Annotated in this window: 16 protein-coding genes; all 16 read right to left on the bottom strand. The window is 44.4% G+C overall.

Going from position 1 to position 17,034, the window contains the following annotated elements:
- Positions 1 to 51: 51 nt before the first annotated feature.
- The 16 genes from mfd to AC3EBE_RS09240 all read right to left on the bottom strand — a co-directional run bounded on the left by mfd (position 52) and on the right by AC3EBE_RS09240 (position 16,908).
- On the bottom strand, positions 52 to 3,588 hold the full coding sequence (gene mfd / locus AC3EBE_RS09315) for a transcription-repair coupling factor (protein WP_488594747.1): 3,537 nt from the start codon (positions 3,586 to 3,588) through the stop codon (positions 52 to 54).
- 108 nt (positions 3,589 to 3,696) lie between these two features.
- A complete protein-coding gene (gene fin, locus AC3EBE_RS09310) occupies positions 3,697 to 3,927 on the bottom strand; it encodes an anti-sigma-F factor Fin (protein WP_488594746.1) in 231 nt (76 codons plus the stop codon).
- Positions 3,928 to 4,083: 156 nt separating this feature from the next.
- Positions 4,084 to 4,644 carry an aminoacyl-tRNA hydrolase gene (gene pth / locus AC3EBE_RS09305; RefSeq protein ID WP_488594745.1) on the bottom strand — a complete coding sequence of 187 codons (561 nt, stop codon included), beginning with the start codon at positions 4,642 to 4,644 and terminating at the stop codon, positions 4,084 to 4,086.
- A gap of 273 nt (positions 4,645 to 4,917) precedes the next feature.
- Complete coding sequence (locus tag AC3EBE_RS09300) at positions 4,918 to 5,556, bottom strand: 50S ribosomal protein L25/general stress protein Ctc (RefSeq protein ID WP_488594744.1); 639 nt, start codon at positions 5,554 to 5,556, stop codon at positions 4,918 to 4,920.
- A gap of 153 nt (positions 5,557 to 5,709) precedes the next feature.
- The gene (locus tag AC3EBE_RS09295) at positions 5,710 to 6,666 is read right to left on the bottom strand and encodes a ribose-phosphate diphosphokinase (protein ID WP_488594743.1); all 957 of its coding nucleotides are present in this window, start codon (positions 6,664 to 6,666) and stop codon (positions 5,710 to 5,712) included.
- A gap of 16 nt (positions 6,667 to 6,682) precedes the next feature.
- Positions 6,683 to 8,056, bottom strand: a complete 1,374-nt coding sequence (gene glmU / locus AC3EBE_RS09290; RefSeq protein WP_488594742.1) for a bifunctional UDP-N-acetylglucosamine diphosphorylase/glucosamine-1-phosphate N-acetyltransferase GlmU — start codon at positions 8,054 to 8,056, stop codon at positions 6,683 to 6,685.
- 225 nt (positions 8,057 to 8,281) lie between these two features.
- Positions 8,282 to 8,572, bottom strand: coding sequence for a septation regulator SpoVG (gene spoVG / locus AC3EBE_RS09285; RefSeq protein WP_003347151.1), 291 nt, complete (start codon positions 8,570 to 8,572; stop codon positions 8,282 to 8,284).
- Positions 8,573 to 8,935: 363 nt separating this feature from the next.
- Positions 8,936 to 9,310: a RidA family protein gene (locus AC3EBE_RS09280; protein ID WP_488594741.1), complete on the bottom strand. Its 375-nt coding sequence runs from the start codon at positions 9,308 to 9,310 to the stop codon at positions 8,936 to 8,938.
- 43 nt (positions 9,311 to 9,353) lie between these two features.
- Positions 9,354 to 10,178 (bottom strand): pur operon repressor, encoded by an 825-nt coding sequence (gene purR, locus AC3EBE_RS09275; protein ID WP_488594740.1) that lies wholly within the window; start codon positions 10,176 to 10,178, stop codon positions 9,354 to 9,356.
- Between the two features lie 55 nt (positions 10,179 to 10,233).
- On the bottom strand, positions 10,234 to 11,103 hold the full coding sequence (gene ispE / locus AC3EBE_RS09270; protein ID WP_488594739.1) for a 4-(cytidine 5'-diphospho)-2-C-methyl-D-erythritol kinase: 870 nt from the start codon (positions 11,101 to 11,103) through the stop codon (positions 10,234 to 10,236).
- A gap of 1,078 nt (positions 11,104 to 12,181) precedes the next feature.
- On the bottom strand, positions 12,182 to 12,361 hold the full coding sequence (locus AC3EBE_RS09265) for a small, acid-soluble spore protein, alpha/beta type (RefSeq protein ID WP_488594738.1): 180 nt from the start codon (positions 12,359 to 12,361) through the stop codon (positions 12,182 to 12,184).
- Positions 12,362 to 12,509: 148 nt separating this feature from the next.
- Positions 12,510 to 12,773, bottom strand: coding sequence for a biofilm formation stimulator Veg (gene veg, locus AC3EBE_RS09260; protein WP_125481632.1), 264 nt, complete (start codon positions 12,771 to 12,773; stop codon positions 12,510 to 12,512).
- Positions 12,774 to 12,981: 208 nt separating this feature from the next.
- Positions 12,982 to 13,848, bottom strand: coding sequence for a sporulation peptidase YabG (gene yabG, locus AC3EBE_RS09255; protein WP_488594773.1), 867 nt, complete (start codon positions 13,846 to 13,848; stop codon positions 12,982 to 12,984).
- 193 nt (positions 13,849 to 14,041) lie between these two features.
- Entirely contained in the window at positions 14,042 to 14,920 is an 879-nt protein-coding gene (gene rsmA / locus AC3EBE_RS09250; RefSeq protein ID WP_488594737.1) for a 16S rRNA (adenine(1518)-N(6)/adenine(1519)-N(6))-dimethyltransferase RsmA, read from the bottom strand.
- Entirely contained in the window at positions 14,913 to 15,473 is a 561-nt protein-coding gene (gene rnmV / locus AC3EBE_RS09245; protein ID WP_488594736.1) for a ribonuclease M5, read from the bottom strand. The genes rsmA and rnmV overlap by 8 nt, the downstream gene beginning before the upstream one ends.
- Before the next feature lie 250 nt (positions 15,474 to 15,723).
- Positions 15,724 to 16,908, bottom strand: coding sequence for a resuscitation-promoting factor (locus tag AC3EBE_RS09240; protein ID WP_488594772.1), 1,185 nt, complete (start codon positions 16,906 to 16,908; stop codon positions 15,724 to 15,726).
- Between the last annotated feature and the right edge of the window lie 126 nt (positions 16,909 to 17,034).

Here is a 17,034-nt window from a genome sequence, read left to right as displayed (position 1 = left end):
TTTGAAACACGAGGGAATTTTACAATTATATTACATAATATTTCCATATGTTTACGATACCGTGTTTTCCTGTTCTTTTTGGGAATCATGCAATCCCTTAATCATCTCAAAAGTGATGTCGAACCAGCGGTCGCTTTTCAGCCCCTTCGTATGGACAACCATCTTCAGCTTCTTGCCTTCCATGCCTAAGCCCACTACATTCCTGTACTGGCTGCTGATTTTAAATACTTTTTGTCCGTCAATCCTGCCGCTTCCTTCTTCAGACAGCAAAATATTCACGTCCTGCTTAACCTGTTTGATTGTTTCCACACCTGCCGTAATCGCAAATACCTTCAGTTCAGCCACCTTGAATAATGCTTCAACCTCAGCAGGATAATCTCCATAACGGTCTATAATCTCTTCCTTCAGTTCTTCAATATCCTTCAGCGTATCGATTCCCCGGAAACGCTTATACATCTCGATCTTTTGATGTCCGTCGGAAATATAGTTGTCAGGAATATAAGCGTCGATTTCCAGGTCGATTTCGATAGATGGCCTGCGAACCTGGTCCTTCTCCGGCTTTCTCTCTTCGATTGCTTCTTTCAGCATTTGCGAATAAAGGTCGAAACCAACGGAATCAATAAAGCCGTGCTGCTCCGCACCCAGCAGGTTGCCGGCACCGCGGATGGAAAGGTCGCGCATGGCAATTTTAAAACCTGATCCCAATTCTGTGAACTCCTTAATCGCCTGCAGACGCTTTTCAGCGACTTCGGTAAGCACCTTGTCTTTTCGATAGGTAAAATAGGCGTAGGCAACCCTGTTGGAACGGCCAACCCTTCCCCTGAGCTGATAGAGCTGGGACAGTCCCATTTTATCGGCATCATAGACAATCAGCGTATTCACATTCGGGATATCGACACCAGTTTCGATAATCGTCGTGCTTACAAGGACATCAAACTCACCTTCAAGGAAACCTAACATCACCGATTCCAGCTCGTTTTCACTCATTCGCCCGTGCGCGTAGGTCACCCTTGCATCAGGGACCAGCATCGAGATTTCTTCCGCTTTGCGCTCGATATCTTCAACGCGGTTATAAAGGAAGTATACTTGTCCGTCCCTGGCAAGCTCCCGTTCAATTGCTTCCCGGACAAGCCCGCCGTTATATTCCATAACGTATGTCTGGACAGGGAACCGGTTTTCAGGCGGTGTTTCAATGACAGACAAATCCCGGACACCGAGCATGGACATATGAAGTGTTCTCGGGATCGGCGTGGCCGTCAATGTCAGAACATCCACATTTGTCTTCAGCTGCTTGATTTTTTCCTTATGCGTCACTCCAAATCGCTGCTCTTCATCAATGATCAGCAATCCGAGATCTCTATAGGCAATTTCCTTTGATAAAAGCCGATGTGTACCCACAACAATGTCGACGCTGCCAGCTTTCAGCCCTTTGATCGTTTCGGTCTGCTGCTTACGCGTCCTGAACCTGCTCAAAAGACCGATATTGATCGGGAAGTCCTGGAATCTTTCTCTTAGCGTTTCAAAATGCTGCTGAGCCAGGATTGTAGTCGGCACCAGGAAGGCAACCTGCTTGCCATCGGCAATCGCCTTGAACGCAGCCCGGATTGCGACCTCCGTTTTTCCATAGCCCACATCACCGCAGAGCAGCCGGTCCATCGGGCGTTCCCGTTCCATATCAAGCTTGATTTCATGGATGGAGCGCATCTGGTCTTCCGTCTCCTGGTAGGGGAAGGAAGATTCGAAGTCACGCTGCATCTCCCCGTCAGGCGAGAAGGCATAGCCAACGCTTGCTTCACGTTCGGCATAAAGCTTGATCAGGTCGTCAGCAATATTCTGGACAGAGGACTGTACCTTGCTCTTAACCCGTTTCCAGTCGTTTCCGCCCAGTTTGTATACTTTTGGCTCTTTCCCCTCTGAACCAACATATTTCTGGACAAGGTCGATTTGTTCTACAGGTACATAGAGCTTATCCGTCCCCTGATAGCGGATATGGAGATAATCCTTATGGACTCCGTTGATGACCAGTGTTTCAATGCCAAGATATTTCCCGATTCCGTGATTTACATGGACGACATAATCGCCAACCTTAAGCTCAGAATAGCTTTTGATCCGTTCCGCATTCGAGAGCTTTTGGCGTCTTGGTGTTTTCTTTGTCTTCTTATTGAAGAGCTCCTCTTCCGTGATCACAGCAATTTTCTGGATTGGGAACTCAAAGCCTGTGTTCAGGCTGCCCTGGATAATCTGCACCTTTCCCGGCAGCAAATCCTGCTTGCTGCTTGCCCTGGTTGCATCGATTTCATAATCCTCAAGCACACGCTCCAGCTTCTTGACCCTCTCTTCATCAGGACCAAGGAAGACAACAGCAAAGTTCCCTTTGCGCCAGCGGTCAATTTCACCTTTCAGCACATGCATCTGCCCGTGGAAGTTTTGCATTGGCTTACAGGAAATATTGATGATATTCTGCGGGCTCGTATTGGGCACATGCCGTAAAAACAACGATAAATACACGATTGGTTTCGCTGCTTTGCTCATTAATTCAGGAAGATGGTGAGAAATCCGGAGATCATGGATGATCTGTCCTTCTCCAAGAAGGCTGGTGTACCACTCCGCTTCCTCTTTGTTCAGGGATTCGTTCATTTCCTGTACCCTGCTGATTTCATCCACGAATAAAAAGCCATTCGAGGGCAAGTAATCTATTAAACTTTGAGGCTTCTCATAAGCGATCGACAGATACTTGAATAACTGGTCAGGCTTTTGCCCATTGCGCAGCTGTTCAAGCTCATAGCCAATGTTTTGGGACATCAGCGATTTCGCTTTGTCATCCTTCAGTTTCTTAAGGCTTTTGGATAATCCGTCTTCCAGCCCGGTGATCAGGCGGTCAAGTTCTTCGTTTTCAATCGGAGTCTCTGTAGCAGGCCCAATCGAAACAGCCTTCATTTTTTCCTTAGAGCGCTGGTCCTCTAGCGAAAATGTCCTGATAGAATCTACTTCTGCATCAAAAAGCTCAATCCTGATCGGGTCCGCTGAGGTGAGCGGATAGATGTCGATGATTCCGCCCCTAACACTGAATTCCCCTGGGGCAGATACCATTCCAGCCCTGGCGTAACCCATGCTTACAAAGCGGTTTAGAACTTCGTCCAGCTCTATCTCTTCCCCAAGTGTGAATGTCATCTGGAATTTAGACCACAAGTCTTTAGGCGGCAAAACCTTTCTTAAACCTGCCATCGGAACGATGACCATCCCGGATTTCTTTTTGCTCCAGTGATTCAGCGCCTCGATCCGCTGGGCTTTCAGCTCAGGGCTGGATATACTGATTTCAGCAGCAATCAATTCGTTCGCTGGATAGAGATAAACCTCCTCTTCTCCTACTAAATTGACAAGATCGTCATATATTTTTTGTGCTTGCAATAAGTTATGTGTCACTACCAGGACGGGGCGTCTCGTCTTTTCATAAATGGCAGACAGAAAAACTGTCCTCGCCGAACCGGACAGGCCGGCGACGAGCTGTTCCCTGAGGCCAGCATCCATTCCGGATATGACAGACTGGACATCATCCTGATGACTAAATAGAGCTTTCAGCCCCTGCATCCAAACCTCTCCCTCTCTTTTACCAAAAAAATTGATAAAACAAATGCTAGTTTATAATTGCCTGATATTTAAACAGAAAAATGCTTTGGATGAGAAATCCAAAGCTTGTCAGTGAATTAAATAGTCATGCTGATGGAAGTCCGGGTTTCGCTCCAGTGCTTCCTGACAGTCTTCACAGATCGATTTTATATGGATGTCGCCATTTCCTGCGTAAGAAACCATCTCCTGACGTTCATCGTCTGTCAGTTTGTGCAAGCCGAGGCTTTCGCTATGGACAGACATCCTGTCCAGCGAGCCGATATTCGTTCCGCAGTGGCGGCAAGTATAATGTATAGCCATGCCCGTCCCTCCCAAATTTAGTCATTATCATTATTGACTCTTTGACAGGAACTTATGCACTTAGCCTATTGTATGTTGCTTTTTTTAGATTATATTACTAAAACGGCAGATTCGCATACCATTCTTTGCCGATTCACGTCATTTCCTACGAATATCCTAGCGATTATAGGTATTCATTACTTCCAAGAACGGCTTTTTGGTCCATTCCTCGCAGGCATCAGCAGATTTTGCGATCGCTTCCTTCATCTGTTCCTGCTCTTCGCCCGTAAAACGCCCGAGCACCCAATCTGTCACAGCCATTCCATTCTGCGGCCGGCTGATCCCGATGCGTATCCGGTTGAATTCCTGTGTTCCCGTATGGGCAATCGTCGACTTTATACCGTTATGGCCGCCGGCACTCCCTTTTTGCCGCAACCGTATCCTTCCAGTCGGCATATCAAGATCATCGTAAATGACCACTAAGTCTTCTGTATCAATATCATAAAAATCCATGACAGCCCTGATTGATTCACCAGAAAGATTCATATAAGTCAGCGGCTTCAGAAGAATTACTTTTTCCCCGCCGAAAAAACCTTTTCCATACAGCCCTTTATGCTTTGCCTGATCCAACGGGATATTCCAGCGCTTCGATAGCTCATCAATCACTTCAAACCCTATATTATGCCTTGTAAGATCGTATTGTCTCCCTGGATTCCCTAATCCAACAAATAATTTCATTCTTTGTTCCACACCCCTATTAAGAAAAGCGCAAACGCCTTGTTTTAAGGCACAGCGACAAACTTCGCTGCGTCCTGTGCCGACGCCGCCGGCCGCCATCCTGTGCAAGTCCGGCGAGCTCTGAGCCAATACTGGCTTCAAAAAGCATAAGCTCAAAAAAAGCAGCAAATAATGCTTCAGTCTCTACCATCATACCGTTTTTTGCCGTACAACTCTATTTTACATCAAACCGCAAAAGACGTAACCCTTTCAGGCTACGTCCAATACAGCTTATTATTCGCCTTCTCCGCTGGCAGCTGTTTCTCTGCCTTCTTCATTCTCAGGCGCTCCTGGCTCCTGTTCCTCACCGGAATTGATCTCCGCTTCCTGCTTAGGAGGAAGGATTGAAACAATGACCGTTGTCTCATCATCATTGAGTTCATAGTTGCCTTGTTTGATATCTGCCAGAGTCAGGTTTTCGCCAACCTGCAGATTCGTCACGTCCACATCAATGGATTGCGGAATGCTTCCAGGAGTTGCTGTGATATTTACTTCATGTACTGGCTGCTGCATTACGCCGCCATCCTTAACTCCCGCTGCTTCGCCCACCAGATTGACCCTGACGCTTGCATTGACTTTGGAACTCTTGTCTACTACAAGGAAGTCAGCATGCAGGATTTCATTTTTAACATGATCCTGATGGTAATCCGTAAGCATGACATCGTGCTGGCTGCCATTGACATCCAGCGAGATGACGCCATTTCGTCCATTTTCGCGGATTGTTTTGATGAATTCAATGCCGTTTATATAGATCGACTTGCTTTCTGTATTTTTTCCGTATACGACTGCCGGAATATTGCCCTCCTGGCGCAATTGCCTCAAGGCTGAACGTTGAGAACCGGTGCGTTCATTTGCTTTTAATGTTGCACTCATGCTTTTGTCCCCTTCCTATTCAATAAATTCTTGTCTATATAAAAAATGCCCCAAAACAGGAAGGTCTAAACGTTCGACTTTTGTTTCCAGAGGGTTATAGGCAGAAACAGTTATAGGCTTGCCCTGGGGCAAGCCTATTGTCCATATAAAAAATTAATCAAAAAGCGTGCTTACTGATTGCTCTTCGTGAACGCGGATAATCGCTTCACCAATTAATGGAGCAACAGAAAGCTGATGGATCTTGTCAACGCGCTTTTCTTCATCAAGCGCAATCGAATTTGTCACAACCAGTTCTTTAATCTTGGAGTTTTCAATACGCTCAATTGCAGGACCTGACAATACAGGATGCGTACAGCAGGCGTATACTTCAAGCGCACCGTTTTCAACTAATGCGTTTGCTGCCAATGTAATGGTTCCTGCAGTATCGATGATATCATCGATAAGGATTGCAACCTTGCCTTCGATGTTACCTACGATATTCATGACTTCAGCGACATTTGGCTTTGGACGGCGCTTATCGATGATTGCGATTGGCGCTTTAAGTCTTTCTGCCATTTTTCTTGCGCGAGTAACACCGCCATGATCAGGAGATACGATGACGATATCGCCATCCAGATCTTTGTTTTTAAAGTGGTCAGCCAGAATTGGCACACCCATTAAATGATCGATCGGAATATCAAAGAATCCCTGGATCTGCGGCGCATGCAAATCAAGCGTGATGACACGTGTAGCACCTGCTGTTTCAAGCAGATTTGCTACAAGCTTTGCAGTGATTGGTTCACGGGCACGCGCTTTACGGTCCTGGCGGGCATAGCCATAATAAGGCATTACAATATTGATCGTTTTTGCAGAAGCACGCTTCAGCGCATCGATCATGATCAGCAATTCCATGATGTTTTCATTTACAGGTGAGCTTGTCGACTGGATTACGTACACATCGCAGCCACGGATACTTTCTTCGATATTGATCTGGATTTCTCCATCGCTGAATTGGGAAACAGAGCACTTTCCAAGCTCCACTCCGATGACATTAGCGATTTCCTGGGCAAGTTCAACGTTTGAGTTAAGCGAAAAAACCTTCAAATTTGGGTCTAGATACTGGTTTGACATTGTGGACCTCCAAGACTTATTTCTTTACGTTCATTTTCCCTACATAATCTTCTTTGTTGACTTGACGCGCACGCGCAAGAGCCAGTGCTTCACCTGGTACATCCTCCGTGATCGTGGATCCAGCTGCTACATAAGCTCCCTTGCCAATTGTAACTGGAGCAACAAGATTTGAATTGCAGCCAATGAATACGCCATCTTCAATCTTGGTTAAAAACTTGTTCTTGCCGTCATAGTTCACTGTAATGGAGCCGCACCCGATATTCACATCGGCGCCAACCTCAGCATCACCAATATAGCTTAAGTGGGAAGCCTTGCTGCCGCGGCCAAATACTGCTTTTTTGATCTCAACGAAATTACCGATTTTCACTTCATCATGGATATCAGAATCAGGTCTGATGTGAGCAAACGGACCAATGTTGACCTCTGAACCAATTTTGCTGCTGAACGCAGCAGACTGGCGGATAACTGTATTGTTTCCAATTTCACAATCGCTGATTTCACTATTAGGTCCAATCTGGCATTCAGAACCGATCACAGTCTGGCCGGAAATCGTTGTGCCCGGGAAAATAACTGTATCCTGGCCGATTGTTGCATCTGGTCCAATATACGTATTATCAGGGTCAATGATGGTTACACCGTTACGCATATGTGTCTCATTGATGCGCTTTTTCATCGTGCGCTCTGCTTCTGCAAGTGCCACACGATCATTAACGCCAAGCGTTTCAGCAAAGCTGTCAGTAACATATGCAGAAACGATTTCACCCTGGTTCTTCAGGATTTCAATCACGTCAGGAAGATAGTATTCTCCCTGGACATTATCATTGGATACTTTATGGATTGATTCGAATAACAGCTTGTTATCGAAGCAATAAGTACCTGTGTTAATTTCATTAATGCTTCTTTCCTGCTCTGTCGCATCCTTATGTTCAACGATTTTTTCAACAAAGCCTTCTGCATTCCTGACAATGCGCCCATATCCAGTTGGATCTTCCGCTTTTGCAGTCAGGATCGTCGCTTTTGCATTAGTCTCTTCGTGATGCTTAAAAAGAGCTTCCATTGTTTCTGCCTTGATCAGTGGAGTGTCTCCGCAAACGACGATGGTCACTCCCTCTTTGTCAGCCAGCATTTCCTCTGATTGCAGGACAGCATGTGCCGTACCGAGCTGCTCCGCTTGAAGCGCATACTGGCTGTCATTGCCTAGCTGCTCTTTCACTTTCTCTGCACCGTGGCCAACAATGGTCACGATGTCGTTTATATTAAGACTTTTCACCTGGTCAATAACATGCTGAACCATCGGCTTGCCGCATACAGGGTGAAGTACTTTGTACAACTTGGACTTCATTCTTGTACCCTGACCAGCTGCTAAAATGATTGCATAACGATTAGACATTAGCAGGCCTCCAATTTACCTTTTTATCCATTACGAATATATCTTAAATAGCCGGCCATTTCAAGAATAGAAGAGCAAGTACAATTATTTGTCAGTAATACCATGGGTCGTTTATTTGAAAAAATGTTTAATTTGCGGGAAAATGGGTTTAGGGATGATTGAATGCGGGGAAATAAAAAAGAGCCTTACTTATGCAGCAGGCTCTTGGTGACTTGCACTATATTTCTAGGAAGCGCCAGCTTCTTCGAATTCAACCTCTAATTCTCCTAAGCGGTGGTACTCTGCCAACACAGCTTCCTGGATCTTTCCGCGAGTACCCGAATTGATCGGATGCGCGATATCACGAAACTCGCCATCAGGAGTGCGTTTACTTGGCATTGCAACAAATAGGCCGTTGTTTCCATCAATCACCCTGATATCATGCACAACAAACTCGTTGTCAAGGGTAATGGAAGCGATCGCTCTCATCCGTCCATCTGTATTAACGCGGCGTAATCTTACGTCAGTTACTTCCATTCTGTTCACCACCTTTACAAATAGATAAAATTTCTAGTTAAATAATTCCACAATGAAATCAAAACTCCTTCTTTCTTTTTAAAATTTTTTTTTGAAAAAGAGCAAATCCATGAATATTTTCTTATTGTAAGCCTTAACATTTGGGGTTCCGAAGTAAAATTAGGCTTTTTCGACTATTGACGAAGCGTATATTGTGTCTGTTATTTAGAGATTTTGTTGGTTTTTGTCAAAAACTTTTAAGTTGTAAGTCTGGGACATTTTTTCTTAATAATTTGATTTTTAAACTCTGTTCCGAGGAAAGCGAAGCGCCTGGAACGGAAATTAACAGCCTGTTTAACAGAGCCAAAATAAAAAAACGCCCGTTTATTTAACGAGCGCTACTACTTCTATTTCTACCAATGCGTCTTTCGGCAGTCGAGCTACTTCCACTGTCGAACGGGCAGGCTTATGGGTATTGAAATATTCTCCGTATACTTCATTCAATTGAGCGAATTCATCCATATTCTTAATGAATACCGTAGCTTTTACGACTGTTTCCAGAGAAGCCCCGGCAGCTTCCAGCACTGCCTTCAGGTTTTTGAAGACCTGATGTGTCTGGTCCTGGATATCTCCTTCTACCATTACACCCTCGGCAGTCAAAGGAATTTGTCCTGAACTAAAAAATAGATTATTCACGACCACACCTTGTGAATACGGGCCAATCGCAGCTGGCGCATTTGAAGTTTGTACAATATTCATTTTTTCACCCCATGTGTTTTTTTAATAAGCCACTATGTTAGTACTATTCTTTCCGCATGAAGTAATTTCCTTCACTGACTGTGATTTTCCGTTCTTTTACATCCACATCGGAAAGGCGGACCAAGGAGAGATACTCATCGACCAATCTTTCTTCAATATTTTCAGATTCAACCAGAACAGCGATTCCAGCTAACTCCGCATTGAATTCTTCGAGCAGATTGATCATTCCATTAACTGTGCCGCCGGCTTTCATGAAATCATCGACGATCAATACCTTGGAACCTTGCGCTAAACTGCGCTTTGAAAGCACCATCGTCTGGATTCTTTTCGATGAACCGGAAACGTAGTTAATGCTGACTGTTGAGCCTTCTGTTACCTTGCTGTCCCGTCTCACGATCACAACAGGCACATTTAAATAGCTCGCAACAGCATAAGCAATCGGAATGCCCTTTGTCGCTACAGTCATTACAACCTCTATATCCTTTTTGGCAAAAGCAGATGCAAGCAGCCTGCCTACTTCCTGGACAATAGCCGGATTGCCAAGGATATCATTCATATAGAGATACCCTCCTGGCAAAAGCCTGTCCGGGCTTGCCATTACCGTACATAAGCCATTTATGATTTCCTTCGCTTTGTCATCATGAATGTTGACGTGGAACTTGACGCCGCCTGCAGCACCAGGTACAGTCTGCAGCACGCCGATTCCCCGCTGTTCAAAAGTTTCCTTGATGATTCCCAAATCTTCGCTGATCGAGGACTTGGCAGAACCATATTTCTCGGCAAAATAAGTCAGCGGTACCAATTGGCGAGGATGTTCAAGCAAGTATGTCGTCATATCAATCAAACGCTCGCTGCGTCTAAATTTCATTCAAGAACCCCCAAAATCCGAATGTTTAAGGTTAATATACCACCATTATACGGATTTAATCAAGGCTATGACGTTCACCTAACATCCTGACTGCGAAAACCTGATCACAGAAGCCTCTTAATCCATTGTAAATCCGATGCATTCTTGAATCGTGCTCGACAAGGCTGAAAACGGTAGGACCGCTTCCGCTCATCAATACAGCGTCTGCCCCAAACCGTTTCATTTGGTCCTTGATTTGTGCTACTTCAGGATATAACGACAGCGTAACGTCTTCCAGAACGTTGCCGACACTATTGCACACGCCTTTAAAATCACCATTTTCAATCGCCGAAATCATTTCTTTTGTAGGCGGATGCTGAATGCTGTCTACATTCAGGCGTCTATACACTTCAGCAGTGGATACGCCGATAAAAGGCTTCGCCAGGACAATCCAGCATGTCGGCGGAGCAGGAAGCTGTTGTATCACTTCTCCGCGGCCGGTTGCAAGCGCTGTTCCTCCATATACACAGAAGGAAACATCCGAACCGATTTCCGAACCCAGAACCGCAAGCTCATCCAGCGACAATCCAAGGTTCCAGAGCTCATTAAGCCCTCTGAGTGTTGCAGCCGCATCACTGCTGCCCCCTGCAAGTCCGGCAGCAACCGGAATGGTCTTTTCAATTCCGATGACTACTCCTTTTTTCACCCGGAATCTTTCCTTCAGCAAATGAGCCGCCTGGTATGCAAGGTTCCGCTGGTCATCAGGTACAAATCTATTATGGGAATGGATCACGATCCTGTCTTCCTCAAGTAAACTAAGTTCAATGCGGTCAGCCAAATCAATCGTCGTCATAACCATTTCCACTTCATGGTAACCGTCCGGACGCTTATGCAATACATCAAGCGACAAATTGATTTTCGCTGGCGCCTTCACTAAAATCTTCACTGCTTCCACCTACTTTAACGAATTCCACATTTTGTCCTATTTTACCACAAAACGATAAAAGTAAGACTCATCTCCACAAAACATTCCTTTATTTTATCATTTGGATAATGGGGAATACAGTAATTTCATGGAGAATCAGGGGGAAATGGGGGTACTAGTGCAGCTTATTGAATGGAGCAGACCCTTTAATTTTTCATTTAAATGGTGTCTCATTCCAGTTGATTGGCGAAGGTTCAGCTTGAAACGCATTGAGCGACTGGCTCAGTGCACTTCATTTGCTAAAAAACTGCTTGAACTGCATCGAGCGGCTGGCTTAGAACCATTCAGAAGCCATTTATCCATGTGAATTGTCTTGAGCAGCGCAACTATAACAATTCGCAAGCTATAAATCCGTTTGAATTGTTTTGGAAGCCGCTCCTATAACAATTCGCATGCCATTTTTTCATTTGAATTGTCTTGGGAGGCTCTCCTATAACAATTCAGAAACCATTTTTCTATTTGAATTGTCTTGGAAGCCGCTCCTATAACAATTCGCATGCCATTTTTTCATTTGAATTGTCTTGGAAGCCGCTCCTATAACAATTCGCATGCCATTTTTCCGTTTGAATTGTCTTGGGAGGCTCTCCTATAACAATTCGCATGCCATTTTTCCATTTGAATTGTCTTGGAAGCCGCTCCTATAACAATTCAGAAACCATTTTTCTATTTGAATTGTCTTGGAAGCCGCTCTTATGACAATTCAGAAACCATTTTTCCATTTAAATTGTCTTGGGAACCGCTCCTATAACAATTCGGATGCGATGTTTCCGTTTGAATTGTCTTGGAAGCCGCTCCTATAACAATTCGCAAGCAATAAATCCGTTTAAATTATCTTGAGAGTGGACTCCTAAGCTCATCGTTCCCGCAACCTATACAAAAAACTAAAAAAGCCGGAGCAAGATTGCCCCGGCACCACGATGGAGTTGAATTAGTTTGGTATTTAGCTTTTTCCGCCAGGTAGCTAAGCGGAAATTACTTTACGTTCTCCGCCTTAATAATAAGGCGGTTTGGCAGTGTCCCTGGAAATTTCCTTTTCAGGTCAGTGCTTCTGGTTCACAAGCTGCTGTTCAGCCAGCTCGATTGCCCGTTTCACCATATTGCCTGCGTCCTTGGCTTTAATGCCGCCCCAGCCTTCCTTTTGGACTACATCATAAAAACCAAGCTCCTTCGCAAGCTCTTCCTTTAACCTGTAAGACATAATCCCTCTTCTTCTGCCCACGAAAACCATCTCCTTTCACCATCGCGGCTTTTTTAGTATTTTTATAAAAGGAGTTTTTCATGTGAGCCTAATAATGTAAGAAGGATTTTTGGGCAAAATAAAAAGCAGCCAACCCGAAAGTCCACTGCCTGTACCCCATTGAGCCATATTAGCTCAATGCCATTGATCCTGTTGTATCCTCAAAGAAGGTAATTTCAACCGTTTCTGTTAAAACATCTGCGTAGCTGTACGAAACACGTTCAAAAGCATTTTCATCCTGGTCAAGCTCAATAACGAAAACAGAAGGATAAGTTTCCGCTAATACACCAGAACGTTCGATCGTCTTTCTGCGTCCGCCGTTGGCCTTTAGCAAGAGTCTTTTTCCTAGGTTTGAATCAAGAGCTTTTTTGATATCCGATAATGTTTTTGGCATTCGGTCCACCTCACTGTGTAAAGTATAACACGCTGACACCACTTTCGTCAAATAAAAACATAAATTATAACAGCTGTTAAAAATAAAAGTCAATATGTTTTCATCTTCTTTTTCTTCTAATTTTCAACATTTTTAGAGTAGCCTTTAACACATTAAAATATGTACATTAAATCCATAAAAAAACGCCGGGCTATGACTGGGCCTTCAGTCATAGCTCCGGCGCGTTCTTTTTATACGGCATTCCTGTCCTTAGTACACCCTTTGTTTCTATGCCTCCGAGTCCCTTGTCTCCCGTCAGCGTATTCCTTAGAACATCCCAGACATTGATCCGCTCCATGAAGGGTGTGAAACTGATTTTCGCTACAATGTACACTGGATCCAAAGCATGGATATTCACCCGTGATGGCGAGCTGGCAAAATTGGCTCCTGCATGGATCAGTGATTCGAAATGGGATTGGCAGGCTCCGGCGAATATCACTAGCTGATCAAGGTGAGGAATCTTTCTTCTTGCTTCCCTTACCGTCTGGACAAAGTGCCTGGAATGGCGGTAAGCGTTTATATCCTCGATTGGCCCTTTGGATTTTGAATAAGCATCATGGCCGGTTATCACCAGAATATCGGGGCGATAATAGTCGATCAGCTTACCCACCTTATCAGGCATTTCTTTTTCATTGCAGTGGATGCCATAGACCGGTACGCCCACTTTTTCATATAATGTCAGGCACTTCTTCAGATAATTCGGGTCTCCATCCAGATGGAGGACCTTTCCCGGCATCTGAAAATAATTATAGGATTTGCTGTAGCCCTCAGTTGACTCATATTCCTGCTTTTGCTGGAGCAAATCAACATCCTGCCGAAAGAGCTTATAGGATTGTTCTTCAAGTGACCTGAATTCCTGCGTCAGCCTCATCCGCACGCCAGGATCAATTTTCAATAAATCCTCGTATGGCGCATCAGCAATCAGCCGGAAATCCTCACCATATAAAATTGCGATTTTCTTGCCATTTATGTCTTTGATATCGATAACCCGGAACATAATATCACAACGATACGAAACCCTGCCGACGATATCCATGAGGTTAATGTTCACTAATCGTCACTCCAATTGCCCCAAACACAGGCCGCCTAAAATGGTTTTCCTTCATAAATTATGCAGTCACCCATAATCATGTGATTTTGGAAATGAGGGCTAGAAGAGTTTTAACTATAAAGTAATTGCAGGCAGGCTCCAATAAAAAAAGACCTGGATTCTCCAGGCCAAAAAAATCTTAATGAAAAAATGGATACAATGCTTCGCTCAGTCTTGCGAATTCTTCAATCGACAAGGTCTCTCCGCGGCGTGATTCCACGATTCCAGCCTGCTGAAGGGCAGCAATAATGCTATCCTTCTTCTGTTTCCCATCAGGCAGCTGGCTTGTCAGGTTATTGAGGATTGTTTTCCTTCTCTGTGCAAAGCTTGATCTTGTCACGAGGAAGAAGAAATCTTCATCTCTTACTTTTACCGGCGGTTCATCATGCAGCTTCAGCCTTATGACGGCTGAATCGACATTTGGCTGCGGCATGAATACTGTCTTAGGAACAATCATGACTGTTTCGGCAGTTGTATAATATTGCACAGCAATAGATAGGGAGCCGTATTCCTTCGTACCAGGCTTGGCCGAAATCCGGTCAGCGACCTCTTTCTGAAGCATGCAGACAATTCCCCGGATTGGCAGTCTTTCTTCAAGCAGCTTCATCAGGATCGGTGTCGTTACATAATACGGAAGATTGGCAACGACCATTACATCCTCCTGGCTGGCAAATTCCGTTTCAATTACTGCCCGGACATCCGCCTTCAGTACATCACTGTGAATGATTTTCACATTAGGATAGGGAGAAAGTGTATCTTCCAAGATCGGCAGCAGGCGCTGGTCGATTTCGAAGGCCACAACTTTTTCAGCCCTTTTTGCCAATTGCTCGGTCAGTGCTCCAATTCCGGGACCGATTTCAATTGCCCCGCTATGCTCGGTTAACTCTGCATGGTCAACAATCCGGTTCAGGATATTTGTATCGATCAAAAAGTTCTGGCCAAGGCTCTTTTTAAACGAAAAGCCGTATTTATCAAGAATTTCTTTCGTTCTTACAGGTGTCGCTATATCTTTATGCATCTTGCTCCTCCTTAAGGATTTCTGCCAGTGCATCCGCGAAATCCTGTCTATTAACCTGAAACATCATCAGACGCTTGTGCAGCTGCTTGCCGTTGGTATAGCCAATTTTTAAAAGCTTGCCAAGCTTTTCCCGTCTTTCTTTTGAACCGGGGCCGCCAACCAATCCAGCGTCAAGCAAGTCCTCATGGGTAATTTCTTCGACCGCTTCCGCATCCATCACCTGGGCATCCTTCAGTGCCTCCCTGATCACTTCAGGGGAAGCATGCTCTACTCCAAGCCCGCGGCCCGATTTCGGCTTTGCTAATTCCCGCGGTATAAACGCATGCTTACAGCCGGGGACATTTTCGGATATTGTGTTGCGGATTTTTTCACCTGGAAAATCCGGATCGGTAAAAACAATGACACCGCGCTTTTCATGGGCATTCCGGATTCTTTCAATCGTTTCCGCATTGATGGCAGATCCATTCGTTTCAAGTGTATCGGCATCCACTGCCCTGCGGATCGCAGTCGTATCATCCTTACCCTCTACAACGATGATTTCTTTTATTTTCATGTTTCCTCCATAGAGCTTTTATCCTTGGCAGAAGTTAAAAAAAACATCAGCTGCCATTTAAAATTTTTTTATTTTTTCTGTGAAATAGTTGAAACATTTCTGCAATATAATCGTCTATATAGGTGTAATCTTTTTTAGATTAAATTTTAGCCAGGCGGGTAAACATCGATTAAGACTCTACTTATTATACCTTAAACTGATTTAAGCTAAAAAACAAAAATGCAGAGGAAAACTCCCCTGCATCCATGTATTAATTCAGGATTTTGATTTTTACGCGTTTATTTCCCCAGCGGAATGCATCCGATTTAGATGGGAAAAAGACATCAATTTTAAAGCCCTTTATTGCAGAGCCTGTATCAGCGGCTATTGCATACCCATAGCCTTCAACGTATACTTTTGTACCTAATGGAATAACCCTCGGATCCACTGCGATTACTTTCGCATTTGGATTTGCCCTTAAGTTGAGTCCAGTTGCTGTGTAACCAGAACAGCCATTGCAATTAGCCGTATACGCAGTAGAAGACACATAAATTTCCTTGCCTTCAGGCTCGCTTGAACCACGGGAAACCTGAGCCACAATGACCTTTGTTCCCATTGCCACGACTTTATCCTGTTTTTCCTTCATTGTCTTCTCGTTGACCAGTTTTCTTGACACTTCCTTGCCATTCTCCAGGATCACTTCATAATGCTTGGAGCGCAATCCTTCCTGGCCCTCTGTCACGACTTTTTGTTTACCTTTTTCCAGATGCTTATCATTTTTGGTGATGACTGCGTACTTAATTGGTTCTTCCACTACATCGGTGACTTTTTCAACTCGAATAACATTAATCACGGCATTTTCTGTAACTGTCTGATTAAGCTCAGGTTCAACACGGTCTAATTCATTTAGTGTGATTCCTTGCTGTGATAAAAAGTCAGCGACCGTAGTCGAAGTCGACCACACATCTTGCTTCTTTCCGCCTACTACAAGCGCCAGCGGGAAAGCTCTTTGAATGGCAATCTTCATATCCTTTTTCAGTTTAGCGTCTGGGTTTAGGTTTAACTTGTCGTGCTCATTTAAAACAATCTTCTGTTCCTTCAGGAAGTCATGGACGGTATCGGCTGATGTCCAGTACGTTTTCGTTTCCTGTCCTTGTATTACCTCTACCTGTTTTGCCGGCTTCCACACAATGGCTAGATTATGCTCTACTTTCGTGTTTGCCGCCAGCGATAAATAGTCCTCTGAGCGTAATGATATATTGAGATCATTAAATAGTTCCTGGATTGTATCTGCGTGTGTTTTAACTACTTTTTCCTGTCCATCCAGGGTCAATGCAACGGTCTTCTTGGTTCCTTCATACATGAAGATTCCCAGAGCAGCCGCAAAAACTAGGAAACTAGCAGAAAAAATCACCAGCTTCTTCTTACTCAAAGTCTTGGAAAACAGGTTTTTCATACTATTAACCACGATGAAAAACGCCTCCTCTTCTCGGAGTGATTATAAAGATATTGTTGCCGACTTGTCAACCCAGACACCCCTGCCAAAGGTAATCCCTATTATGCTAGAAGCTCCATAAAAAGG

The sequence above is a fragment of the Mesobacillus sp. genome (genome assembly GCF_057785455.1).
Note: the sequence above shows the minus strand (reverse complement) of the source record. Positions and strands in the feature narration are given on the sequence as shown.